We start from the raw sequence: 25,656 nt of genomic DNA, 5'->3' as shown, positions 1-25,656 counted from the left end.
ATTAAATATTTTATATGAATAAAGCCTAAAAAGAGGATTCTAATTCTAAAATTGATTAGTATATTTGCAGCGAATTTTGGTTTCGTTCAATTTTTAGTTGAACGGATTAAAAGGGAATCAAGTGAAAAGATTGATGATTTTAGATTAACGATTAAGGAACTGAGAATTCTTTCATCAAAGATCAAAGATTATTTTTCTTCATTCTTGAACTGTTCCCGCAACTGTAAGTTTATGCTGAATCGATTCAGCACCTCCTTGGAGGATGTTATTAACTACAATACCACTGGCTTTGTGCTGGGAAGGTGAAATAACATAAAATAAGTCAGGAGACCTGCCAAATTCAAACAAATAAGTTAAACTTTCGGGATAAAAGTTTGCGTATGATCATCCATACGACTCTCGATTAATTAATCATTAAAATGAACAAAAAATTAAATGTTTTTGGTATACTGTGCTTTGGTATATCTATGTCTGGGTTTGCACAACAGCAAATCGATTCAACAAATGTAGAACAACTGGAAGAAGTTGTTATTACAGATTCACGATTTAAATTAAAGCGTGAAAACTCGGGGAAGTCAGTCATCAAAATATCAAAAATTGATATTGAAAGAAATCAAGGAAGAACGGTTTCAGAATTGATCAATGCACAGTCTGGTATTGAAATAAATGGTAGTAGAAGTAATGCAGGACAAAACTTAGGGGTTTATGCCCGTGGTGGACGTAATCGTCAAGTGTTAGTTTTAATAGATGGTATACAAGTGGGGGATCCATCACAGCTTAGTGGTGAATATGATTTTAGACTTTTAAACTTAAATCAGATAGAGTCAATTGAAATAATTAAAGGAGCTGCAAGTACTTTATATGGAAGTGGTGCGGCATCTGCAGTTATCAATATTACAACTAAAAAGGCCGAAACTAAAAAAGTAAGAGCCGTTTTTACATCAAGTTTTGGCACAAACCAGTCTGAGTCGGATCAAAATTATAATATAGCCGATTTTAATAATAGTGTTGCTGTTAGCGGAACTTTGAATAAGTTTACGTACCGCACGGCATTTAGTAATCAATTTTCCGATGGTATTTCTGCCGCTATTAGTGATACTAATGAAAAAGATGTGTATTCAAAATACAGCGTTGATGTTAACTTAGGATATACGTTTAGCAAAGCTTTTTCTTTAAATGTGTATGGAAATTTTACCGATACGAATTCTGACATCGATGGGTACGATTCAAATTTCAATTTAGTAGATACTTCTGATGAATTCAATAATGAACAGGCTAGGGTAGGGCTCGCTTCAAAATATAAGTATCGAAACGGAAGTGTTAATATAAATGCTGCTTTTAGTGAATATGACAGAGAATTTATTTCTGATTTTCCCTCAACACTAAAATCAAAGAATTACATCGTAGACGCTTACAACAAATATGTATTTGATAAAATGTTTTACACTATTGTTGGGTTGAATGTTATAGAAAATAAAGCTTATTTTTCTAAAGAAGAAACATTTACAAATGTAGATCCCTACGCTAATTTTGTTTATGTATCGGATTTTGGATTGAATATTAATGCGGGAGGAAGATTAAATAATCATAGTGAATATGGTTCTCATTTTATATATAATTTAAATCCATCATTTACAATAAAATCCAATGTAGATGGTTATACAAAGGTTTTTGGATCCTTCAGTACCTCTTTTATTGCGCCTTCATTACCACAGTTATTTGGTTCATTTGGACCTAATCCAGATTTAGAGCCCGAGGAAAATAGGACGTTAGAAGCTGGTGCAGAGTTTAAATTGAACAACAATTTTAGAATTACAGGACTTTTCTTTAACAGAGAAGAAAAAAACACGGTATTGTGGGTAAACGGGGGCTATTTAAATGCAACCGATAAATTGAATGTAAGAGGTATTGAGGTTGAAGTTAAGGCTACACCACTAGAAAAATTATCTCTTACAGCGAACTATGCATTTACAGAGTATAAAGAAAGTTTAGCACGAAGAATACCTAAGCATAAAGGGAATTTACAATTGGGATACGATTTTTCTAAAACAACTTTTGCATCTTTGTCATATCAATACACACATGATAGGTTTGAAAATAGCTTTGTGCCGTTGTTAGAGAGCTTTAGTTTGTTTAACTTATATGTTAGTCATAATACTTTAAAAAATAAAATAAAACTTTTCGGAGGCATTGATAATATTTTAAATGAAGATTACCAGGATGTTCCAGGGTATGTATCAAAAGGAAGAAACGTTAGATTAGGTTTTCAATTGACTCTATAAGAGTCGGTAATCTACCTCTTAGCTACTTTATTAAATGCCGCTTTTAGCGGCATTTTTTATATAAATATTTTTGGTTCCTTATGGTATTTTGTTTTCAGGAGTTTTTTTCGATTAAATCACAATACCAGACACCGTATTTGTCAGCTTTACAAATAGAATCATCTGTTTGAGGTGTGTTATATTCTCGATATACTTTTTCGCCTATGGTAAACGATACAGGTTTATTAAAGATAGGACCATCAAAACAAAAGGTATGAAACTCGCCATTTTCGCCACATGGGTCTACACCCTGAGGTAAGTTGTCAATAAAGTGTTTGTCTATAACGGTACCAACAAAATCTTCGTTAAAATATTTAGAATTGGCACATACAATAATCGTTTTAAAACCCAAATCTAAAAATTCGTGGATGAGTTCTTTCGTGTCGTGTTTCCAAATAGGAAATACCGCTTTTAAACCTACTTTAGCTAGTTGATTTTCACGATAAGCCTTTAAATCTTCAAGAAAAATATCTCCAAAAGCACTATGCGTAAATCCATCTTCTTTTAGCCGAGTAATTGTTTCTGTCATTTTTTGCTCATAAATGTCCATACTAGGCATTTCAGGCAATTCAATAAGACTCGATTTTATATTTAAGGCTTTTGTCTGCTCTAGTAATAATTCTTTTCTAAGGCCATGCATAGAGACCCGATTGTAATGACTATTAACAGTGGTAATAAGCTCGTCAATCGTATAGCGATCATCTTTTAATAAATGATAAAGTGCCAGTGCAGAGTCTTTTCCGGTACTCCAATTGAAATAGGTTTTGATTTTTTGCATATAATTATATATCGACTAAGATAAATTATAAATATAAAAGTGCCCTCTAATAATGATTTTTATTAAGGGCACTTTTTTTAGATATAATACTATTATTAAAAATCATCTACTCCTCCGCCTCCTGGATATATCTTTCCAGTGATTAGCCCCATTTTTTTTACATATACATCATTTACATATATGGCATATATACCATTGTACATATGAGATATATTAATTATAGGGTTTTGCTCATGAATAGTTTTAATGTATTTTAAATGATTATAATGAATGTTTTGAATTTTAATATCATTAGTATTTGAAGAATAATCATAATCGATATCTACAGTAGCTCCATTCTCATTTAATTTTAAAGATATTTTACCTGTAACTGTTTTTTTATATTTAAACTAAATGATCTTAATATTGTCATTTGCGTTTTCATTAGATTCATCGACATTGTTATTTGGATCAATATCAATAAACATGTAATAAGTTTTATCGTTTTCTAAATTTAATGTAGAAATATTATCATAAATATTTTCAGAGAAAACAGTTGTTTTTTCAGAATTACCTTCAATACTACAGCCATTTATAGTTCTGTATTCATAAACAGGTTTATTGCCAATGTTTGGGTATTTATTTTCTTCAGAAACTAATAATTTATATTTTGAAGATGCTGAATAACCATCATCATCATTTTTAATAGTTATATTAAATGTATGGTTTTCTCCATATTTAAATTCAGGAACATTATTAGTATTTCCAAAAACGTTATAAGTTTTTGAGTCTACTGTGATGGTCAATTTAGAAAGTGTAAGATTTGGTTTTGCATTATTATCAGAGGGGTCACAAACGTCTCCTATTCCATCACCATCAGTATCTAATTGATCTGTATTAGGATTGTTTGGGCAGTTGTCAGAGTCATTTGGAATATTGTCTCCATCTGTGTCATTATTCTCATCAGCACCAACACAACTAGGGATTGTAAGGCCTCTCGCAAAGTTAGTAGCGCAGGCTACATTGTCGCCACATATAGGTTGAGGGTATTTATCCTTCTGTTCCCAATGAGATTCAGGAAAAAATAAAAGTAAACCAGGATCATTGTTTGTGATTATTTTGGTAATTCTAATTTTTGCATAGTATGATTCATAGGAAAGATCACCAACAAAAAAGGGAGTCTCATTCCTATCATATAAATAATATAGGTACTCACTCGTTGATGTATTAGGGTATCCATCATAATCGTTACGATACCTGGCTCTGGTTTTAACTAAAGTTTCATTGCCATTATTATCAATACCATAAACATAGAATTTGAGTTCATATTTGTAATAGCCAAACGATGTAACAGAACCTGAATGGTTTTCTGGAATAGGTGATGCGAAAGATACCTGTGCATTTATATAGGAAAGACAGTTTCCAGAGCCTTGTTTAGAAGTATATATGTATTTTAGAGTAGATTCAAAATCTGCTGCATCATATAATTGGAGCGTTAGATCCAAGTTGAGCAATTGATAATTGAGAAGTAATTAGAATACAAATAAGTAAAGTTTTTTTCATGATTTTAGGTTTAAATTTAATGTAGATTTAATTATAGTAAATATACTTAATCCTACAAACCACGCATAAAAAAACTTATATTTTAATTTATTGAAATGATTAATTTTATCGAAGAGCTTTAATCAATACGCATACCTCCTTCATGAGGGTTAAAATCATGGCTATCTTTTATAAGTTTAAATGAAATACCAGATTTAGATTTTATACTTTCCGATCTAGTAGTAGAACTTTCTATGTCAGCTAAAGCTAGAGCTAATAAAGGTTCATTAACGTCGCCTAAAGTGCCATAATTAAGAGGTCTTTCCTCATATTCAAACCCAATAGAAGGGATTAGGCCAGTTCCAGGTACTTGTATGTCATTTTTGTTTACACCAGTAGATATTAGAGGTTGCATAGCGTAGGTATGATTAGGGTTTAGACCTTGCCTTTGAAAATTGGGAGAATCATAAATGGTTACTGATGCCTGTGTTTTACCTGTAGTATTAGTTCCTATTTGTATAACATCGATGTAAGGATTTAATCCATTTATTAAACCTTCGCTTGCAGAAGCAGATCTTTTAGAGGTTAAAACATATAGTTTTTCAAGGCCTAAGCTATTAATTGTAGCTCCATTAGCTAATATATTAGTGAAATTATAAAGGGTATTACTAGACTGTAAATCATTATTGTAAATAAGCTTTTTAAAAACTTCCCCATTATATTGACCTGTGATCATACTTGCTAAAAAAGTAGTCGTAGATACAGAGCCTCCAGGGTTATATCTCAAATCCAAAACTAAATGTTGTATATTATTAGATTTAAAATCAGCAAAGACACTATTTAATTCATTTTCAGAACCAAGTATAAAGCCATTATACATTAAATAGCCAACATTTTCCCCACCTATATTTATTATATCTGTTATAAAGATTGGATTTTCAGTATATTGAACTTTACTTATAGTTATATTTTTATCAAGTGGATCTATAGAATCATCAGTAGTTTCTGGTGTTCCTTTGTCATTATAAAAACCTAGATTTAAAGTATAGGTTTCTTGACTTAGTAATGTGTTTATATTATTATTGGTAAGTCTCATACCATCAATACCGTAAAAAATATCACCACGTTTTAGGTTATTATCTTCAGCTGGACTATTAGGTAAAACTAAACGAATAACACAAAAACCTTCTATATCACTATTAGGTGAAGCAAAAAAACCGAACTCCATACCATTAGTGCCAGAAATTCCTTGGAATTGACGTTCTAATTCAAAATAATCATCAACAATCCAACTAAACCTGTCTACAGTTTCTCTTTCATATATTAAACTTTCAAATAAATCTTCTGGTCTGGAAAAGTCATTTAAATAGTTAAAATAATTTTGATCACTGGAAAACCTATTATTAGCAAGATTGGGAACATTATCTTTATAAAGATAAAAAGTGTTCATGCCTTTCCAAACAAAATCGTTTATGCTTCTTGTAGAAACGGGAATATCATCACCATCTTCAAAACAACTTGTTAAAAAGCTAAGCGTAAGTAATAGAATTAGGGTCTTAAAATATTTCATAGCCATTTTTTTATAAACGTTTAGTCCTTAAAACCCTAAAATTACTTACATTATTATATAATTAAAAATAATTTGTAACAAAATAGATAGTAGGTCGTCGTAATATCAAATAGCAATAATAAGCTTAATTAACTAAACCAAACCATCAATGACTCAAGGAGAGTTTTTAAATATTGTAATGCCTTTTAAAGATAAGGTCTTTCGTTTAGCAAAACGATTACTGGTATCGACAGAGGAAGCCGAGGATGCTACTCAAGAGGTATTACTAAAATTATGGAATAATAAAAAGAAGATGCAGGAATATAAAAATGTAGAGGCTTTTTCTATGACAATGACCAAGAATTTTTGTTTTGATAAATTAAAATCTAAACAAGCTCAAAATCTAAAAATTGTACATAGTAATTATGAAGACGGGAATACATCGTTACAAAAACAAGTTGAATTAAACGATAGTGTCGATTGGGTTTCAAAAATTATTGAAGAATTGCCCGAACAACAAAAAATGATCATTCAACTGAGAGATATAGAAGAATATGATTTTGATGAGATTGCAAAAATGTTAGAGATGAACAATACGGCAGTACGTGTAAACTTATCGAGAGCAAGAAAAACAATAAGAGAAAAATTAACTAAAACACATAATTATGGTGTTAAATAATATAGAAAACTTACTTGAAAAGTACGAGAACGGAGAAACAACTCTAAAAGAAGAGCAGCAGTTAAAACACTATTTTTCGCAAGAAACTGTAGCGCCACATTTGGAAATGTATAAACCCATGTTCACGTATTTTTTGGGAAACCAACAAGAACAATTTACTAAAGACATACCATTAAAAACGAAGCGTACTTTTAATTATAAATGGATTGCTGTCGCTGCGGTTGCTGTTCTTATGTTAGGGTTTTATTTTAATCAACAACCTAATGATGTTGGTACGATTGAAGATCCACAGCTTGCTTTTAATGAAGTGTCAAAAGCTTTGGAAATGATTTCTACTCATTTTAATAAAGGCACCTCTACAGTAGGATACCTAAACGAAGTAAACAAAGGTACTGCTACACTGGGTTACCTCAATGAAATTGAAAATACGACCAATATAATTTTTAAAAATTAATAATAAAAAAACAGATGAAATGGTGATCACTAGAAATTTACTATGCGATTCACATATCATCATTAAAAAACCATTAAAAAACATAAAAATGAAAACGATAATAAATTTTAATAAAGGAAAGATGAATAAAAAAGTAATTGTATTCATAATGGCATTAATGTTAGTACCATTAACAGGAATGGCTCAAAATATTTTTGATAAATATAGTGATAACTCCGATGTGACTTATGTGTCCATTAAACCCAAAATGTTTCAAATGATAGCCAAAATGGGTATTAATGTAGAAGATGCCGAAGCCAAAGCTTATATGGATATGGTAAAAAGTATTACGAGTTTTAAAACAATTGTAACCGATAACAAAGCCATTTCGGGAGATATTACAAAATGGGTAAAGTCTCGATCTAGCTCTCTAGAAGAGTTAATGGAAGTTAAAGATGATGGTACCGAAGTGAAATTTTATGTGAAAGAAGGTAAAGATGCAGATCATGTAAAAGAGCTTTTAATTTTTGTAAATGGTATTGATAAAGCCATGAAAGGCCAAGGCGTTGAAATTAACGGCGAGCATAGAAAAATTGAAACTGTGGTTGTATCGCTTACTGGAGATATCGATTTAAATGAAATCTCTAAGCTTACCGAAAAAATGAATATACCAGGAGGGAAACATTTAGAGAAAGAACACTAAGAAATAATCATCAATCAAAAAAGAAACGTATCTAAAGGTTTCAGCAAATATAGAAACCTTTAGATATGTAAATAACATCTGAGTATCTAACATCAAACACAAATAAATAAAAACAGATGAAGCGAACAATCAAACATATATTTTACATATTATCTATAACAATAATGTTGGCAAGCTGTGCAAGTGAAGCCAGTTTACAACATTATTTTGTGGACAACCAAGAGTCCAGCAACTTTATATCGCAAGATATACCAATTTCTATGGTAAAATTAGATAAGTCTCATTTTTCAGAAGAGCAAAATGAAGCTTTTAATTCTGTAAAAAGATTGAACTTTTTGGGCTATAAAGTAAGCGAGGCAAAGACATTTAAAACCGAATTGGCAAAGGTTAAAACTATTTTGAAAGATAAAAAGTATAATGACCTTATGGAGTTTAACGATAAGGGAAGAAAAATTATTGTAAAATATGTTGGTACAGATGATGAAGCTGATGAAGTTATTGTTTTTGGAAGCTCTAAAGATTTAGGATTCGGAATTATCCGTGTGTTAGGAAACGATATGAGTCCAGATAAAATGGTAACCTTAATTACTGCCTTACAAAAGGCTGATATTGATGAAAGCCAGGTAGAAAACCTAATGAATTTCTTTAAATAATTTATAGTTATGTTAATAGAAAAGAAAGCTTGAGGTTTTATCTCAAGATTTATTTTAAAGATTTTCAGTCTCGTAAATATGAGGAATAAAAAGAGGCTGTCTAAAAGTAAGTATATGTCACATTGAGCCTGTCGAAATGTTTTAACTTAATAATATTCAATATGGGTTTCGACAAGCTCAACCTGACAAACCAAATTATAAAAACTTTTTAGACGGTCTCTTTTCTCTATTTCGAGTTGTTTTGATTTTCCGTGTCTTCTTTCTGATTTTTTTTTGAATAAAACAGATTGATGATAATAGTTAAAAATATGATTGTGAGAACCGTTAAAACAATAAAATTATTTAAGATGTCTAAAATTCCAGCAACAAAAATGCCACCAGCCATGAGACCACAAAATAGCAAGGATTGTTTATCGGTTAGCATATAATTTTTTAGATTCCAGTATAATTACTAGGTGTAATACGTTTTAATTCTTCTTTTATTGTATCAGAAACCTCTAAAGTGTCAATAAAATTAGAAATAGAATCTTGGTTAATTTTAGCATTGGTTCTTGTTAATCCCTTTAAAGCTTCGTATGGATTTGGATAGGCTTCACGGCGTAAAATGGTTTGAATAGCTTCGGCAACCACAGCCCAATTATTTTCTAAATCCTCAGCAAATTTAGATTCATTTAAAAGTAATTTATCAAGACCTTTTAAGGTCGATTTAAAACCAATGAGCGTATGTCCAAAGGGGACACCAACATTACGTAAAACTGTGCTATCTGTTAAATCGCGCTGTAATCTGGAAATAGGAAGTTTCGCCGATAAATGTTCGAAAACAGCATTGGCAATACCTAGGTTTCCTTCACTATTTTCAAAATCAATAGGATTTACTTTATGTGGCATAGCAGAACTTCCAACTTCACCTGCTTTAATCTTTTGCTTGAAATAATCCATTGAAACATAAGTCCAAATATCTCGATCTAAATCAATTAAAATGGTATTTATTCGTTTTAAGGTATCAAACAAGGCAGCCATATGATCATAATGTTCAATTTGAGTTGTCGGAAATGAATGTTGTAATCCTAACTGTTCTTGCACGAATTTAGAGCCAAATGCTTTCCAATCTATGTCTGGGTAGGCTACATGATGAGCATTAAAATTACCAGTGGCACCACCAAATTTAGCCGCACTCGGTATATCGTTTAATAAATTAAATTGTTCCTCTAAGCGTTTTACAAAGACCTCGATTTCTTTTCCTAAACGTGTAGGTGATGCTGGTTGCCCGTGTGTTCTGGCAAGCATAGAAATAGAGGCCCAGTCTTGGGTTAACGATTTTAATTTATTTAAAACATTAAAATATTCTGGAACATATACATCGTTCATGGCTTCCTTAATACTTAAAGGAATGGCCGTATTATTAATATCTTGAGAAGTTAATCCGAAGTGGATAAATTCTTTATACTGTGATAGATTTAAAGCATCAAATTTTTCTTTTATAAAATATTCTACAGCTTTAACATCGTGATTGGTAACGCCCTCAATTTTTTTAATAGCTAAGGCATCATCTTCAGAGAAATCCTTATAGATGTTTCTTAAGTCCTTAAAAATGCCTTTATCAATATTTTTGAGTTGTGGTAACGGAATTTCACAAAGTGCAATAAAATATTCAATTTCTACTAAAACACGATATTTTATAAGTGCTTCTTCAGAAAAATAAGGTGCTAATTCGTTAACTTTATTTCGATATCGTCCATCAATAGGAGAGATGGCATTTAATGTTGATAATGACATTGTGATGTGTTTTTTTTGAAGTTGCAAAGATACGTTTTTGATTCGCGTTTTTTGGTATCTGATTTAGGATTTTTTAGGAGGTTTCGTTTTTCTTTATTTTAAGTAACGTGCGTTTAGCTCTAGCCTTAAAACCCGCACTTTGTTTATGAAAATCTTGTTCTAAAATTTGTGTTAATTCTGGATGAATCCATTTATAATCAGTTCCGTAAAGAAATAAGGACTCCATAGCATATACTTTTGGTGCTACTTTTTGATCATTAATCATCCAATCAAAGCAAGCTTCAATGATTCGTTCTTTATGTTTAGGAGTCAATGCTTTTTTTATGGGATTAGGTCTTTTAGCATAGTAAGCTTTAGTGATAAATTCACAGACTTTAGAAACTGGGCGTACAGACGAATCTAAATGGATTTTGTTAATATTTTTAGTAAATGTTTCTAAATAAGGCACCATGGCATAGATATATTCTGCACAAACAAACTCTAAAATCCAGGCAGCTCTACTTGATACTTTATCATCGACCATAAATAAAATGTCTATGAGTTTTGGAAATAAACCCATATTATTTAAAACTTTATTAGCATATTTCATTCGGTTCTCACGAGAAGTATTCACGTAGTTTAACTCTTTATGGAATTCTTCTAAAGTCATAAGAATTTTATTTATTTTTAAGTTTCTAAATTACTTTATAATAAATGTGTATAATTTATGACTCAATATTAATAAAAATGTTTAATATGCGAATCGTATCCAACAATTAAAAAAACAATAAACATATCCAGATGAAAATAATAAAAAAGATACTCCTATTATTATTGATCATATTTATTATTGCTCAATTTTTTGGGCCAGAAAAAAATGCTGGGGATTTGGTGTCAATTGAAGCCTTTTTTAAAGAGACAAACCCGCCGGAAGATGTTAAAATCATTTTAAAGGAGAGTTGTTTTGATTGTCATAGTGATTTTACTAGATATCCTTGGTATAATCATATCACACCTGTGAATTATTGGTTGGCAGACCATATAAAACATGGGAAAAAGCATTTTAATGTATCTAATTGGGAGGGAAACTCTGCGAAAAGAAAAGATCACAAATTTGAAGAGCTTATAGAAATGGTTGAAGATAGGAGTATGCCTCTTAATTCTTATACTTGGACACATACAGAAGCTAAACTTACAGATGCACAAATAGCTACTATTGTCGATTGGGCAAAACAAGTACGTTTTAAATACAGCTTAGAACCAAAACCTGAATAAGTTTTCAGTAGGTAGTAGTATTCGGGAAATGATTATTTCGAACAAGTGATACAATTATATAATTTCAACGAAAGATAATCTTGAATTAGTGATAAAAAAGCTTTTGATTATTGGTTTTGTTTGGCCAGAGCCAAAAAGTTCTGCTGCTGGTAGTAGGATGATGCAATTAATTGATTTTTTTAAGACTAAGAATTATCAAATAACATTTTCTAGTCCCTGTGCTAAAAATGACAATGCTTTCGATTTGACCACCATAGGAGTTGAACAAGTTTCTATTGAATTAAATCATGCTAGTTTTGATGTTTTTATAAAAAAATTGCATCCAGATATCGTCTTATTTGACCGTTTTATGATGGAGGAGCAATTTGGTTGGCGTGTTGCTGAGCAATGCCCGGATGCGTTGAGGGTTTTAGATACTGAAGATTTGCACTGTTTAAGAAAAGGAAGGCAACAAGCTTTTAAAGAAGGTAAAACATTTGATACCTCTTATTTGTTTAATGATACAGCAAAACGGGAAATAGCAAGTATTTATAGAAGTGATTTAAGTTTGATTATTTCTGAAGTTGAAATGGAGATTCTTAAAAACGATTTTAGAATCGATAGTGTTTTATTGCATTATTTGCCTTTTATGTTAGATGAAATCACAGAAGGCACTATTGAAAAACTTCCAAATTTTGATGAACGCCAGCATTTTATAACCATTGGTAATTTTTTACATGAACCTAATTATAATGCGGTATTGTACTTAAAGGAAACCATTTGGCCATTGGTAAAAAAACAATTACCAACAGCAGAATTACATATTTATGGAGCCTATGCGTCACAAAAAGTTAATCAGTTACATAATGAAAACCAAGGATTTTTAGTTAAAGGTTTTGCTGAAGATGTACATGATGTTATGCAACGTTCCAGAGTTTGTTTGGCACCCATAAGATTTGGAGCTGGTTTAAAAGGAAAATTGGTTGATGCTATGCAAAATGGTACGCCTTGTATGATAACAAATGTGGGGAGCGAGGGTATGTTTGGTAGTATGGGAGTTAATGGTTTTATAGAAGATACTCCAGAAAAATTTGTGGAAAAAGCAATGGCATTATATACCAATAAAAATATCTGGGAAGAAAAACAAAAAAACGGAATCAAGGTTCTTAACGAGCGTTTTAATATCAAAATACATCAACAGAACCTAAGTTTGCAGATAGAGGAAATAATTATGAAATTGAATGATCATCGACTTAAAAACTTCACGGGGCAAATGTTATGGCATCATGGATTACAGAGTACTAAATTTATGAGTAAGTGGATTGAGGAAAAGAATAAATAAAAAAATTAATTGAAAATGAATAAAATACTCATTTTTTTAAGCTTTGTATTGGTTTTGTCATCCTGTAGGGCTATTAAAACAAAAGAAATACAGGTCGTTAAGCTGGCTGAAACGACAAAGAGTTGGAATGGTGACAAGTTGCCAAATTACCCAAAGGGAAGCCCAAAAATTACCGTTTTAAAAATAACGATTCCGCCTAAAACGACATTGCACAAGCATTATCATCCTGTAATTAATTCAGGTATTTTATTAAAAGGCGCACTGACTGTCGTAGATGAAGCTAACAATATTTTAGAACTTAAGGCTGGCGATGTTATTGTAGAACTTGTAAACAAAGTACATTATGGTATTAATAAAGGCAATAAGCCTGCCGAAATTGTAGTGTTTTATTCGGGTACAGAAGATTTGCCCATTACGGTTGTTGAAAAAGAATAGGTTCTAATAAAGTAATTTAAACTTTTTATAATTGGCTGCAAAATTCTCTTTTATCCCCACATTTTGCCTTTTTATTACTCCGTAGCGATGCTATGCAGTTCAAAAAAGTCCTCACTTGGGAATAAAATTGCTATTTTTCCCTTCAATCAAAAAAGTTTAAATCGCTTCAATCAAAAAACAGGAGGTACTATTTATTTAGCATACTTAAAATTTTTGAAACCCCAACCGTAGCAGGTTCAGCAATAACCGTTAAGTTTTCTTTACTGGCTATATTGGGTTTAGGGTCTATAAAATAGGTTGGTGTATTTTTTGGGACATAATGCATCAAACCAGCAGCAGGATATACTTGCATGGATGTACCAATAATTGTTAGTATGTCGGCAGTTTCACAAATAGAAATCGCTTTTTCAATCATAGGAACATCTTCGCCAAACCAAACAATATGAGGCCGCAACTGGTAGCCTTTTTGGCATGTATCACCTAAAACCAAATCAGATTGCCATGCTTGTACATCACGCTCGTCACCAGTACTTCTTACTTTTAAAAGTTCACCGTGTAAATGAATTACATTGCTGCTTCCTGCGCGTTCATGTAAATCATCAACATTTTGCGTAATAATGGTAACTTTAAAATAGTCTTCAAGTTTGGCCAAATCGTAATGAGCAGTATTGGGAGTTACTTCAAAAAGCTGTTTACGACGTTGGTTATAAAAGTCTAAAACCAATTCGGGGTTTGCTTTAAAGCCTTCGGGAGTTGCCACTTCCATAACATCGTGGCCTTCCCATAAACCATCGGCATCTCTAAAGGTTTTAATGCCGCTTTCTGCACTCATACCAGCACCTGTAAGTACGACTAGATGTTTTTTCATATGATAAAAGTAGTTATTATTTATGATTCCCACTAGGTAAAGAATCGACACTTTTTTATTAAATTAGATATTTTACTAGCATATGGTCGATTTAAAACTTTTAGAGCACTTAGAAACATATTTAACAGAAAATCGTAAAGAACGTTTTGAAAAGGTACTATGCCAGCGTACAAAGCATTTTACAGTGGCTACGGAAGATGTTTACCAATTACATAACACTAGTGCAGTCATTCGTAGTTGCGATGTGTTTGGCATCCAAGAAGTCAATATTGTTGAAGAACGTAATTCCAAGCGCATAGATAGGGAGATTGCTATGGGGGCCCAAAAGTGGGTAGATTTAAATAGATACCAAACCGTAGAGGATTGTATTTCAAATTTAAAAGAAAAAGGCTATCAAATTGTGGCTACGACTCCCCATACAAACGATTGTGAATTACATGCGTTTGATGTTACTAAAAAATCATGTTTTTTCTTTGGAAGGGAAATCGATGGCTTATCTCAGGAGGTTTTAGGTGCAGCGGATTGTTATTTAAAAATCCCTATGGTCGGTTTTACCGAGAGTTTGAATATATCGGTATCAGCAGCAATTATTTTACAGCATGTCACTACTAAATTAAGACAAACTAATATTAATTGGCAATTGACTGAACAAGAAATGTTGGAAAAACGTTTGGATTGGATTACAAAAACGATTAAAAGTTATGATGAGATTGTTGCCCGTTTTTATAATAAGCAATAATTTTTGTAATTTTAAAGCACTAATTATTAATCTGTTAATCATGCATGTAGCACTTTATGTAATTCTTACATTAGTTGGTCTATTCGTTATTTTAGCACTGATAGCTCCCAAAAAAACTCAAGTAAATAGAAGCATACTAATAAAAAAAGCACTTCCAGAAGTATTTCAATATTTGAAGCATATTAAGAACCAAGATAATTGGTCTCCCTGGAAAAAGAAAGATCCAAACATGAAGCAGGAATTTGTTGGTAATGATGGTGAAATTGGATTTACGGTTAAATGGGAAGGGAATAAAGATGTTGGTGTAGGAGAGCAGGAGATTTTGAATATTGTTGAAAATGATCGTGTAGAATCCAAATTACGGTTTTTTAAACCTTGGAAATCCGAGTCTGATGCTTTTTTAAGTGTAAAAGATGCTGGAGATGGTAATACAGAAGTAACCTGGGGGTTTACAGGTATTAATAAGATACCTGCAAATATTTTTATGATGCTTTATAATGTTGATAAGCACATAGGAAAAGATTTTGAAGAAGGTTTGTCAAGTTTAAAAGAAATTTTAGAAAATTAGAAATTATGGATAATAATATGGTGGGTTGGTTTGAGGTTCCTGTAATTAACATGGATCGAGCTACAACCTTTTACAATGCGGTATTCAAAATAGAAATACAAGTGCAAGATTTTGGAGGTACTCTAATGGGGTGGTTTCCATTTAGTGAAGGCAAACCAGGAGCAGCAGGTTCGTTAATTAAAAATCAAGCTTATGAACCGAGTGATAAAAAAGGAACTCTGGTATATTTTAATTCCGAAGATGTTGATAACGAATTAAGTAGAGTAGAAGATGCCGGAGGACAAGTAGTTCAAGCCAAAACCCAAATCTCACCAGATATTGGCTATATGGCTGTATTTATAGATAGTGAAGGCAATAGGATAGCTTTACATTCCAGAGCCTAAAATTGTCATTAAAAGTTTGTTTATCAGCATTCTGTGAGGGACTACTGAAGAATCTAAAACTGTTTTTATCAATAAAGAAAGTCTTCTTTTATTCTAAATTCTTTTGCTTCGGCCCCGGCTTAACAATTTATATTCTTCATAGCACTCGCTAATTGCATCGAGGATTTGCAAATCGTTAGCAGTTTGTATAAAGCCTTTAGAGTAATTGCATTGACTTACAATTTCATCAAGATCAACACGGTCTACTTGTAATAAAACGGTTAGCATTTCCCTATCAAATCGCGATGCCAATAAGTTTCTAATTTCATCATCTTCTTTCATCTTTTTTAACTTTCGTAACTCGTTTGGTTTTTTACCAAACATACGATGTAAAAAATCGGCAGGATTAAAAATAGACCCAATAATTTTGGTAATGGCACCTTTTGAGCCAGCTTCATAGCCTGTACTAGGTAACCCGGAAATACTATAGCGATAATTATTGTTAATGGCAGGTAGTTGTTTTATGTCAACTTCTAAATAGCCTGTAAGTTTTAGTTGGTTTACAACCACTTCTTCAAGGGCTAAAGCCAGTTCTGTTAATTCAATTTTAGAGCTTCCAAACTTTAACCAGTCGTTGGTAACCCTAACTTTTATCGATTTAAAACCTAAATATGAAAAATGCAGTGTATCGTTTGCCTTGGCGGAAATTTCAAATTCCCCTTTTTTATTGGTCGTCGTACCAATAACCTGATTAAGGTTAACAATATTAACATTTTCGAGTGGTGAATCATTTGATGAATTCACAACAACACCGAACACCTTACCAGCTTCTTGCCCTATACAGATAGCAGAAGTCAATATAAAAGAAAAAAGGAGCAGGTAGTTTTTCATGAGTAATGAATCATTTCATATATTAAATTCAATAGCTAAAATACTAAACAAAACGTCAAAAGCATCAGTTTAGTCGTAATTTGACTAAAAATTAACAAAAAAATTTCATCTTATAAACGAGAATAAGAGCTTTTTTTACTTGAACTGGAATTGCAAATTTTAAAAATAATGTTGTTCTCGTTTAAGATTGTTATCTTACTCAAAGAATCATACTAATTTGCAGATTCGCAAAACTCAATAAACTATTCACCCTATGAAGATTTCCAATTTAAAAATATTCTATATTTTATTTGTCTTACTTTTTAATAGTAAGATTTCTTATTCTCAATTAAGTATTGCCAACATCTTTGGAGATAACATGGTGTTACAACAGAACGAAGAAAATTATATTTGGGGCTGGGCGAAAAAAAATCAAAAAATACTGTTGAAATCTTCTTGGTTGACAGGAGAATTGATTACAGCCACTAATGAAAAAGGTTATTGGAAAATTGCGATTCCAGTACCAAAAGCCGATTTAAAACAACATACGATTGAAATTTCTGCAGGTATAACTACTATTACATTGGAAAATATTCTTTTCGGAGAGGTTTGGCTTTGTTCTGGACAGTCCAACATGGAAATGCAAGTAAAAGGTAATGCCAATGAACCAATAATAGGTAGTAATGAATATATTGCCAGTAGCAAGAATTCTTTTATTCGTCAGTGTTTTGTGAAACAAAACTATTCGGCAACCCCGCTTAATGATTGTGAAGCTAAGTGGGAGGAAGCACATCTCAATACGGTTGCTAATTTCACTGCTGTTGGATATTTTTTTGCCTTGCAATTGTATAAAAGTTTACAGGTACCAGTTGGTATTGTTAATACAAGCAAGGGAGGTACAAGGGTTGAAGCCTGGATGGACAGAGAAATCTTGAAGAATGAATTTAAAGAAACAAATCTATCTGAGATTGGAACTGATAAAATGGTATTTCAGACCCCAACAGTCCTCTTTAATGCTATGGTAAATCCTTTAGTAGGTATGAGAATTAAAGGTGTTTTGTGGTATCAAGGCGAATCAAATATTTTTGGCAGTCCCAAAAAATATTATTCTCTTTTTCCTGCTATGATAAGCCGATGGCGCAGTTTATGGGGACAAGGAAATTTCCCTTTTTATTATGTACAGATTGCACCATTTGAATACCAAAAGGAAAAAAAATCTTATGTGATTAGAGATGCACAACTTAAAACGTTAGATATAATACCTAATACAGGCATGGCAACGACTAATGATGTGGGAGATAGATGGAATATTCATCCAGGGCAAAAAAAAGAAGTAGGAGACCGTTTGTCTTACTTAGCTTTAAACAAGACCTATGGGTATCGAAATATTCTTTGCGGAGGCCCTATATATAAAGGTATGGAGATCGTTAAAGGAAGCGCCATTCTTGAATTTAAAAATGCACCTAAAGGACTGACTACATTTAATAAACCCTTAACAGGTTTTTTAATTGCTGGTGCAGATAAGGTCTTCTACCAAGCCAAGGCAAAAGTGAAGATCGAATATGATAAACCTCACCATAAAAGGAGGCCTCTTTTGGAAGTGTATCATGAAAAAGTATCAAACCCCGTTGCCGTTCGTTATTGTTGGAGTAATTGGTTTACAGGACATTTGTACGATACTGGAGGGAATCCAGCTTCACCATTTAGAACCGACAGTTGGGATAACTGAAGAATAATAAAATAATAAGTGAGACAGAAGTTGCCATATAAAATTAGTTGTAGGTGCAAGCCTACGAATCTTTCTAAACACGATAAAATATGAGTAGATACCTGCTTTGTGTGTATCTTATTAATAATGTTAATTCAATTACTACCTTCTGGAACGTCGGGGTTTAAAGGCATTAGAACTCTCAGAATTAGAGCGTCTAGGCTTTGAAGCACTTTCAGAACGACGTCTTTCACTTCTGTTTCCAGAATTATATTTTCTATCGTCACGTCTTCCACCACCTTTTCTGTCATCGCGTCTTCTACCTCGTTTTCTGTCGTTACGTCTTCCGCCACCACGATTTTCAGATACTTCAACATTAACAAAACGACCTTCGTGTTTAAAGTCGGTGAAGAATGCTAATACTTTTTCTTTTAATTCGTTTTCAGTATTAAAAAATGAGAAGCTATCTTTTACTTCAACTTTAAAAACATCGTCTCTTCCAAGTTGTAACTGTTCTTTTAAGAAATCTTTAAGTTTCATCCAGTCGAAGCCATCTTTGCCTCCAACATTAATAAAGTAGCGCGTAGAATCGGATCTGCCTCCAGAATGACGTCCACTATCACGACTATCATCATAAGATACATTTAAATTTTTGGCCTTTTTGTAATAGTTGTAGAAGCGCGTAAACTCAACTGAGAAGAACTTTTTAATTAATTCTTCTTTATTGGTGTCCTCAAATAACTCATTAATATTAGCTAAATATTTATCTATTTCATGATTAATTTCAGTATTGTGAACTTTGTTTGCTAGGGACATTAATTGAACCTCGCATATTTCCATACCATCAGGAATCTCTTTTTTCTCAAACTGACGTTTAATGATACGCTCAATGCTTTTTATTTTACGCACCTCGCTTTTGGAAACAATGACCATAGAAACCCCGGTTTTTCCTGCACGTCCAGTTCGTCCAGAACGATGGGTGTAGGTTTCAATTTCGTCTGGTAATTGATAATTTATTACATGTGTAACATCATCAACATCAATACCTCTGGCAGCTACATCGGTAGCCACTAACATTTGAATTTGTTTTTTTCTAAAGGCATTCATTACCAAATCACGTTGATTCTGACTTAAATCTCCATGCAAAGCACCTGCATTATAACCATCTTCAATAAGATTTTCTGCCACTTTTTGAGTATCGCGTTTGGTACGACAAAATACCACAGAAAATATATCAGGATTTGCATCTGCAAGACGTTTTAAGGCTTGGTAGCGATCTCTGGCGTTTACCAAATAATATTCGTGTGATACGTTGGTGGTACTTTCGTTTTTATTTCCGACTGTAATTTCCTGAGGATTGTGCATGAAGTTTTTAGCAATAGCTGCTACTTCACGGGGCATAGTTGCAGAAAATAGCCAGGTGCTTTTATCTTCAGGTGTATGTGATAAAATATCTGTGATATCTTCTTTAAAGCCCATATTCAGCATCTCATCAGCCTCATCTAAAACAGAATATTGTATTTTGGTAATGTCAACCAAACGTCTACTAATCATATCCTTCATACGTCCAGGTGTTGCTACAATAATTTGAGCGCCTCTTTTAACCTCTCTGGACTGCTCTGTAATACTGGAACCACCATAAATAGCAACCACATTAAGACCCTTGCAATATTTACCATATTGTTTCATTTCGTTGGCAATTTGTAAACAGAGCTCTCTTGTAGGTGATAAAATTAAACCTTGCGTTGTTCGGCTATTAGCATCTATTTTTTCAAGCATTGGAAAACCAAAAGCTGCTGTTTTACCAGTTCCTGTTTGGGCTAAGGCTACCAGATCACCTTCAGAGTCTAATAAAATAGGGATGGCCTTTTCTTGTACTTCACTTGGTTTTATAAAACCTAAATCTGTAATTGCTTGCAATAGGTCGTTATTAAGACCTAATTCTTGGAATGTGCTCATTCTTTTAATAAGTATTCGATTATGTTATGCAGTGTTACATAAAGAAGCGAATCGACATACTTAACCTTAAACTTCTAATAACACACCCTCACTCTGAGGAATTTAACCCCATTTTGGAGTTTCAAGCGGCAAATATAAGCTTTTTTTATTTGCCATTCCTGTAGAGGTGAAAATCTTATGACTTAGGAGTTTAGATAATGATTTTATTTGAGGGATATTTCATGGTCAAGTATGTTTTAGCCATTTGCTATTTATGGGGTAGATAATTAATAGAAGTTGTTTGATTGATAGCATAGGATTATTCACTCTTCAACCAAATATTATCATTTTGAATGTGCTTTAGAGTTGTCTCATTTATTATCTTGAAGGAGATGTCGTAATTTAACCCAGGTTTTTTGCTAAAATTAATTTCACCATCATTTATTACATAATCAGTTCGATAAACAATATCTCCACCGTCAATCAAGACATCAACCGTTGATTCATCTAAAAATTTAATAAATAGAATACAATTTATTTCTGGGTTGCCTCCATTGTTACAATTGGGAGTTGTATAAGTGAAAAGTCCATTAATGTCTAAAGTGTCTTTATCAGTATTTGAATTTGAACAAGAAAAGAGAATTAAAAATAAAAACAAAAAGAAGTAAAAATTTTTCATATACAGTCAAAGTTTATTTATAGATGCACATGACTGCAAATGGTTGCGTCTAGGTTTATTTTTTTAAATTTATAATCCGCTCTAAAAGAGTAGGATGCGAGTAATGCATAAAGACATAAGCGGGATGCGGTGTTAAGTTACTCAAACTGTTTTTAGAGAGTTTTTTTAGTGATGTAATTAATGGTTCTGCTTTATACGTGTTTTTTGCATAATCATCGGCTTGGTATTCAAACTTTCTGGAGAAGACATTCATTATCAAACCTGTAATTTCGGAGATAGGGGAATATAGGAGTCCGAAAGCAATAAGCCCGATATGGAAACTCGGTATTTCAACTCCGATAGCATTTGATAGTAACGGGTTTGAAATAAAAAGTGACAGAATAAAAAACGTTAGCCCTGTTAATAGAACAGATGCAAATAAATTAAAAATAATATGTTTCTTTTTATAATGACCTACTTCATGTGCCAGTACTGCTACAATTTCTTCATCATCTAGGTCGTTAATTAGCGTATCGTAAAGTGTTACGCGTTTTTCACTACCAAATCCAGAAAAATAGGCATTTGCTTTGGTGCTACGTTTTGAACCGTCAATCACAAATATTTTATCGAGTTTAAAACCAACCGTTTGGGCATATTCAGAAATTTTATCTCGTAAGCTTCCTGCTTCTAAAGGGGTCTGTTTATTGAATAAAGGCACAATGAGTTTAGAGTAAAACATATTCATAAACAAAGTGAATACAGCTACGACTCCCCAGGCATATAACCAAAAATGACTTCCTGTAACTTGATAAAACCAAATAATAAGTGCTAAAATACCACCACCAAGAATGATCATCATTAACCAGCCTTTTACTTTATCAAGAATAAATGTTTTTATCGTTGTTTTGTTGAAACCAAATTTTTCTTCAATAACAAAAGTGCTGTAATAGGAGAAGGGAGTAGTAATAATGTCACTGCCAACCATAATGATACCAAAGAAAATTAAAGCAATGATAATAGGGTTATCACTGTAGCCTCTAGCTATGTTATCTGCAAATTCAAATCCATCAAAAAATAAAAAGCCTAGGGTTAAAACTATAGAAAATGTTGACGTTAAAATTCCAAATTTATATTTAGTTGCTTTATAGTTTTGTGATTTTTTGTATTCAGCATCATCATAAACATCCTGTAAATCTTCGGGAAGTTCGTCATTATAATGCTTTGCATTTAAAGCATCTAGAATTTTATCGACTAAAAAGTTGATAATTATTATGGCGATAATGATGTAAAACAAAGTTGTTGATGTCATAAATAATTAAGTTGGTCATTGCGAGACTATACAAAAGTTATGGCAATCTGTTTTAATTTCAAAGATTACCGCGTCGTTTCTCTCCTCGTAATGACATTTTATAAAAAGCCTCGTTGCCTTTTGGCTTCAAAAATAAGAATTCCAGCGGCAACAGACACATTCATAGAATCTATTTCTCCTTGCATGGGGATAATAATATTTTGAGTCGAATTTTCAAGCCATTCATTACTTAGTCCGATGGCCTCCGTACCAACAACAATAGCCGTAGAATCGTTGAAATCTTGTGTGTGATATTCTATAGAAGCCTGCAAAGCAGCACAGTAAACATTGATGTGGTTTTCTTTTAAAAAACCGATAATTTCGGAGGTATTACCAGTTGCAATTTTATTAGTAAATACACAGCCTACACTAGACCGAATAATATTAGGATTGTACAGATCTGTTTTAGGGTTGGCTATGATGACAGCGTCGACATTAGCAGCATCAGCAGTTCTTAAAATAGCACCTATGTTTCCAGGTTTTTCAGGAGCTTCAGCCACTAAAACTAATGGTGTTTTAGTGTTGAGTCTTAAATTTGTGATATCATGATTTTTACTTTTGGCTACTGCTAAAATGCCTTCGGTTGTCTCACGATAAGCTATTTTTTGATATACTTCTTTAGAGATTTCTATGATGTTTACGCATTTGGCATCCAAGTTGTTTAACGCTTCTTCAGAAAATAATTCTGGATAAAATAGGATAGTTTCTAGCTCATAATTTCCTTTTAAGGCTAACGAAATTTCGCGTATGCCTTCAATTAAAAACAATCCTGTTTTTCTCCGTTCGCGCGACTTATCCTTTAACTGAGTAAGTTGTCGAATAATTGGGTTTTGTGTACTGGTTATTAATTTTGTAGACAATTATTAGCTAGTTTTGTTTAGGCAAATTTACTATAAATATGGTACAACAATTACTATTCTTCCTTTTCATTTTTTATCATTTTCTGTTTATTATCAAGTTAAGAGAGAACCTCCAGTTTTTTGTAAATAGAATACCATATTTGTGGTGAAGACGTTGATGGTTATGAAGAGTTTGATTTACTAACTCATTTTAATTACCATTTAATGTAGCATTATAAGAATCAGTTAATTCATATAAAAATGAAAAATATACTTTTTTTAACGACTATAATTTTATTTGTGTCCTGTAAAAAAAACACAGGTACTAAAGAAAAAATAGACTATTCTGAAGAGAACCTAGATGTGACCACTAGTATTTATCCAGAAAATATTTCTAAAGTGTTTAAAGCCCATGGCGGGTTGGATGTATGGAAAAAGATGCAATCCTTAGTATTTGAAATAGAACATCCAGAAGGCAATGAAAAAACAACTACGGCTTTAAAAAGTAGAGAATCATTAATTGAGACGGAAACATTTAAGATTGGTTTTGATGGGACTCATGTTTGGTTAAGGCAAGAAGATTCATTAGCTTATAAAGGCAATGCCAGGTTTTACTATAATTTAATGTTTTACTTTTGTGCCATGCCCTTTATATTGGCTGATGACGGAATTATTTATGAAGATACAGAACCTTTAGTGTTTGAGGGAAAATCATATCCAGGAATTAAGATTTCTTATGAAAGTGGAGTAGGGGAATCTTCAGAAGATGAATATGTTTTGTATTATGATTCCGAAACCAACCAAATGGTATGGTTAAGCTATACCGTTACTTATTTTTCAAAAGAAAAAAGTAAGGACTTTAGGTATATAAATTATAGTGATTGGCAAACTATTGATGGTCTGTTACTGCCAAAAACCTTAACCTGGTATCATTATGAAAATAATGTGCCTACTGCTAAGAAGAGTGATATGAAGTTTACCAACATTAAACTTTCAGCCGAAAAACCTAATGCAGACCTTTTCAAAGTTCCTGAAGGGGCAACACTTGTGGAATAAACTATAAGCTTTTAGTTTCAAAATAATTAACTAATAAAGCGACTACATAACTATAGCTTTTCATACCTTTATTTTGGTTATTAGCCTTTAAAAAGTTGCCGTAAAATAATTTAAATAAAGGTTCTGTAGGATTTTCGTGTGCTTCCCAAAATTCACGTACTTCTTTGTAGTTTTTTAAAATACCTACATGAACGTCTGCAACCATATCCTCAAATAAACATGCGTCACGTCTGTAAATTTCATTCAAGCAAAAGCGCAGTCCAAAAGTATAACCAGTGTATCTAAAATAGATGTCATCATGATTTATAGCTGCCATACACCCAATAAAGTTAGCTTCATTTTCGGCCGCATACCCCAATTGATGTGCGATTTCATGAGAAGCCGTTGTAGGAACTTTGTAAACAGGGATTAATCCATTAACATGGGCTTCGTTAGTAAACGGATTCAAATAACCACTAAATCCCATATAGGTTAGCGGATAGCTGTACAACGACTTTTTTATGCTTTTAGGGTGATATTCTAAATGAGGGAATATCTGCTTTAAATTTTCATAGCCTATAGGTGTCATGTTTAGCACTTCGCCTTTACTATACGGCAAATCAACTCCGATTGTATCGTTATCAGTGATCTTCAAATGAAGCGCATTCGATTTTTTTATGAGTTTTTCGGTTACAGCAATTAATTGTTCTGTGTTGTAATCATTGGCAATATTTAAGCTTTTGTGTAATGGCAACCGATAATAATTAAATCCCCAAAACAAATGAAAGGCAAAGTACATGATAGCTACAGCAGAAAAAACATCGACAACCCATTGTTTTGTGTTTTTTCTCAATCGTTTTCTGTTTTTGTAAAACCATCGAACGATATAAACCATTGAAAAAGTATAAACAAAATCGCCAAAAGAAAATGGGAGCCAACCCAGAGTATATCTAAATATTTTCGAAATAAATGGATAAATACCATTGCTATAAAACCGCTCAACAAAATCAGGATGATTAGATAGCCATGTAATTAATAAGTACTGCGGAATTAGCGATAATGCTATTAAGGTCTTTTTCTTTTTCAGCATAAACCAAAAATACCTAAAAATTAATTTATTAGACTCTGTAAAATTACATATTCTCTAAAATTTAGAAACCGAATTTTAATGAATATTTAATAATTATAACGTTTATTGGGGTACTTATAATTAATATTTCTTACCGTTTATGCGGGAAAAAAGAGAATTCATCGAAAAGGGTAGAGGGGTTTCGTATAAAAATAAAATTATAAATATATT

General features: G+C 32.3%; 25 protein-coding genes and 1 riboswitch. Of the genes, 13 read left to right on the top strand and 12 right to left on the bottom strand.

Annotated elements, in window-relative coordinates:
* Window positions 1-60 precede the first annotated feature (60 nt).
* Window positions 61-353, top strand: a riboswitch (cobalamin riboswitch).
* A gap of 66 nt (window positions 354-419) precedes the next feature.
* Window positions 420-2,282: a TonB-dependent receptor plug domain-containing protein gene (locus tag HHX25_RS03945; protein WP_169670357.1), complete on the top strand. Its 1,863-nt coding sequence runs from the start codon at window positions 420-422 to the stop codon at window positions 2,280-2,282.
* 94 nt (window positions 2,283-2,376) lie between these two features.
* Here the strand turns inward: HHX25_RS03945 and HHX25_RS03940 are convergent, their stop codons facing one another.
* The 3 genes from HHX25_RS03940 to HHX25_RS03930 form a co-directional block, all read right to left on the bottom strand.
* Window positions 2,377-3,099 (bottom strand): Dph6-related ATP pyrophosphatase, encoded by a 723-nt coding sequence (locus HHX25_RS03940; protein ID WP_169670355.1) that lies wholly within the window; start codon window positions 3,097-3,099, stop codon window positions 2,377-2,379.
* A 389-nt stretch (window positions 3,100-3,488) separates the two neighbouring features.
* Window positions 3,489-4,583 carry a thrombospondin type 3 repeat-containing protein gene (locus HHX25_RS21525; RefSeq protein WP_394352854.1) on the bottom strand — a complete coding sequence of 365 codons (1,095 nt, stop codon included), beginning with the start codon at window positions 4,581-4,583 and terminating at the stop codon, window positions 3,489-3,491.
* A 176-nt stretch (window positions 4,584-4,759) separates the two neighbouring features.
* The gene (locus HHX25_RS03930) at window positions 4,760-6,190 is read right to left on the bottom strand and encodes a S41 family peptidase (RefSeq protein ID WP_169670351.1); all 1,431 of its coding nucleotides are present in this window, start codon (window positions 6,188-6,190) and stop codon (window positions 4,760-4,762) included.
* A gap of 148 nt (window positions 6,191-6,338) precedes the next feature.
* On the opposite strand from HHX25_RS03930, the gene HHX25_RS03925 reads away from it, so the two are divergent.
* From HHX25_RS03925 to HHX25_RS03910, 4 genes are all read left to right on the top strand, one after another.
* Window positions 6,339-6,848, top strand: a complete 510-nt coding sequence (locus HHX25_RS03925) for an RNA polymerase sigma factor (protein WP_169670349.1) — start codon at window positions 6,339-6,341, stop codon at window positions 6,846-6,848.
* On the top strand, window positions 6,835-7,302 hold the full coding sequence (locus HHX25_RS03920; RefSeq protein WP_169670347.1) for a hypothetical protein: 468 nt from the start codon (window positions 6,835-6,837) through the stop codon (window positions 7,300-7,302). Before HHX25_RS03925 ends, HHX25_RS03920 begins: the two co-directional genes overlap by 14 nt.
* A gap of 88 nt (window positions 7,303-7,390) precedes the next feature.
* The gene (locus HHX25_RS03915; protein WP_240964228.1) at window positions 7,391-7,984 is read left to right on the top strand and encodes a DUF4252 domain-containing protein; all 594 of its coding nucleotides are present in this window, start codon (window positions 7,391-7,393) and stop codon (window positions 7,982-7,984) included.
* A gap of 116 nt (window positions 7,985-8,100) precedes the next feature.
* Window positions 8,101-8,637, top strand: coding sequence for a DUF4252 domain-containing protein (locus HHX25_RS03910; protein WP_240964226.1), 537 nt, complete (start codon window positions 8,101-8,103; stop codon window positions 8,635-8,637).
* Between the two features lie 432 nt (window positions 8,638-9,069).
* On the opposite strand, the gene purB is transcribed toward HHX25_RS03910, so the two are convergent.
* Both purB and HHX25_RS03900 read right to left on the bottom strand, forming a co-directional pair.
* Window positions 9,070-10,413, bottom strand: coding sequence for an adenylosuccinate lyase (gene purB / locus HHX25_RS03905; RefSeq protein ID WP_169670345.1), 1,344 nt, complete (start codon window positions 10,411-10,413; stop codon window positions 9,070-9,072).
* A gap of 73 nt (window positions 10,414-10,486) precedes the next feature.
* A complete protein-coding gene (locus tag HHX25_RS03900; protein WP_169670343.1) occupies window positions 10,487-11,062 on the bottom strand; it encodes an adenylosuccinate lyase in 576 nt (191 codons plus the stop codon).
* A 131-nt stretch (window positions 11,063-11,193) separates the two neighbouring features.
* On the opposite strand from HHX25_RS03900, the gene HHX25_RS03895 reads away from it, so the two are divergent.
* The 3 genes from HHX25_RS03895 to HHX25_RS03885 all read left to right on the top strand — a co-directional run bounded on the left by HHX25_RS03895 (window position 11,194) and on the right by HHX25_RS03885 (window position 13,423).
* A complete protein-coding gene (locus HHX25_RS03895) occupies window positions 11,194-11,667 on the top strand; it encodes a heme-binding domain-containing protein (protein ID WP_169670341.1) in 474 nt (157 codons plus the stop codon).
* A gap of 88 nt (window positions 11,668-11,755) precedes the next feature.
* A complete protein-coding gene (locus tag HHX25_RS03890; protein WP_317169058.1) occupies window positions 11,756-12,988 on the top strand; it encodes a glycosyltransferase in 1,233 nt (410 codons plus the stop codon).
* A gap of 15 nt (window positions 12,989-13,003) precedes the next feature.
* Window positions 13,004-13,423, top strand: a complete 420-nt coding sequence (locus HHX25_RS03885) for a cupin domain-containing protein (protein WP_169670339.1) — start codon at window positions 13,004-13,006, stop codon at window positions 13,421-13,423.
* Between the two features lie 187 nt (window positions 13,424-13,610).
* On the opposite strand, the gene HHX25_RS03880 is transcribed toward HHX25_RS03885, so the two are convergent.
* A complete protein-coding gene (locus HHX25_RS03880) occupies window positions 13,611-14,291 on the bottom strand; it encodes an SIR2 family NAD-dependent protein deacylase (protein ID WP_169670336.1) in 681 nt (226 codons plus the stop codon).
* Between the two features lie 82 nt (window positions 14,292-14,373).
* On the opposite strand from HHX25_RS03880, the gene HHX25_RS03875 reads away from it, so the two are divergent.
* Genes HHX25_RS03875 through HHX25_RS03865 form a run of 3 tightly spaced genes read left to right on the top strand, consistent with a single transcriptional unit; the run spans window position 14,374 to window position 15,981 of the window.
* Complete coding sequence (locus tag HHX25_RS03875; RefSeq protein ID WP_169670334.1) at window positions 14,374-15,030, top strand: TrmH family RNA methyltransferase; 657 nt, start codon at window positions 14,374-14,376, stop codon at window positions 15,028-15,030.
* 40 nt (window positions 15,031-15,070) lie between these two features.
* Complete coding sequence (locus tag HHX25_RS03870) at window positions 15,071-15,598, top strand: SRPBCC family protein (protein ID WP_169670332.1); 528 nt, start codon at window positions 15,071-15,073, stop codon at window positions 15,596-15,598.
* A 5-nt stretch (window positions 15,599-15,603) separates the two neighbouring features.
* A complete protein-coding gene (locus tag HHX25_RS03865) occupies window positions 15,604-15,981 on the top strand; it encodes a VOC family protein (RefSeq protein WP_169670330.1) in 378 nt (125 codons plus the stop codon).
* A gap of 93 nt (window positions 15,982-16,074) precedes the next feature.
* Here HHX25_RS03865 and HHX25_RS03860 read toward each other — a convergent pair whose 3' ends face one another.
* Window positions 16,075-16,851, bottom strand: coding sequence for a carboxypeptidase-like regulatory domain-containing protein (locus HHX25_RS03860; protein WP_169670328.1), 777 nt, complete (start codon window positions 16,849-16,851; stop codon window positions 16,075-16,077).
* 253 nt (window positions 16,852-17,104) lie between these two features.
* Here HHX25_RS03860 and HHX25_RS03855 point away from each other — a divergent pair, with 253 nt between their 5' ends.
* Entirely contained in the window at window positions 17,105-18,559 is a 1,455-nt protein-coding gene (locus tag HHX25_RS03855) for a sialate O-acetylesterase (protein WP_169670326.1), read from the top strand.
* Between the two features lie 141 nt (window positions 18,560-18,700).
* On the opposite strand, the gene HHX25_RS03850 is transcribed toward HHX25_RS03855, so the two are convergent.
* The 4 genes from HHX25_RS03850 to HHX25_RS03835 form a co-directional block, all read right to left on the bottom strand.
* Window positions 18,701-20,497, bottom strand: a complete 1,797-nt coding sequence (locus tag HHX25_RS03850; RefSeq protein ID WP_169670324.1) for a DEAD/DEAH box helicase — start codon at window positions 20,495-20,497, stop codon at window positions 18,701-18,703.
* 298 nt (window positions 20,498-20,795) lie between these two features.
* Window positions 20,796-21,155: a hypothetical protein gene (locus HHX25_RS03845; protein ID WP_169670322.1), complete on the bottom strand. Its 360-nt coding sequence runs from the start codon at window positions 21,153-21,155 to the stop codon at window positions 20,796-20,798.
* Between the two features lie 55 nt (window positions 21,156-21,210).
* Complete coding sequence (locus HHX25_RS03840; protein WP_169670320.1) at window positions 21,211-22,443, bottom strand: M48 family metallopeptidase; 1,233 nt, start codon at window positions 22,441-22,443, stop codon at window positions 21,211-21,213.
* Between the two features lie 98 nt (window positions 22,444-22,541).
* The gene (locus tag HHX25_RS03835; protein WP_169670318.1) at window positions 22,542-23,342 is read right to left on the bottom strand and encodes a TrmH family RNA methyltransferase; all 801 of its coding nucleotides are present in this window, start codon (window positions 23,340-23,342) and stop codon (window positions 22,542-22,544) included.
* A gap of 240 nt (window positions 23,343-23,582) precedes the next feature.
* Between HHX25_RS03835 and HHX25_RS03830 the strand changes: the two genes are divergently transcribed.
* Window positions 23,583-24,377 (top strand): DUF6503 family protein, encoded by a 795-nt coding sequence (locus tag HHX25_RS03830; RefSeq protein ID WP_169670316.1) that lies wholly within the window; start codon window positions 23,583-23,585, stop codon window positions 24,375-24,377.
* Window position 24,378: 1 nt separating this feature from the next.
* Here HHX25_RS03830 and HHX25_RS03825 read toward each other — a convergent pair whose 3' ends face one another.
* Window positions 24,379-25,446 carry a DUF3810 domain-containing protein gene (locus tag HHX25_RS03825; protein ID WP_169670314.1) on the bottom strand — a complete coding sequence of 356 codons (1,068 nt, stop codon included), beginning with the start codon at window positions 25,444-25,446 and terminating at the stop codon, window positions 24,379-24,381.
* Window positions 25,447-25,656: the final 210 nt, after the last annotated feature.

This window comes from Flavivirga algicola, assembly GCF_012910715.1.
GTDB classification, from domain to species: domain Bacteria; phylum Bacteroidota; class Bacteroidia; order Flavobacteriales; family Flavobacteriaceae; genus Flavivirga; species Flavivirga algicola.
The sequence above is the reverse complement of the archived record's forward strand: the minus strand, read 5'-3'. Positions and strand labels throughout refer to the sequence as shown.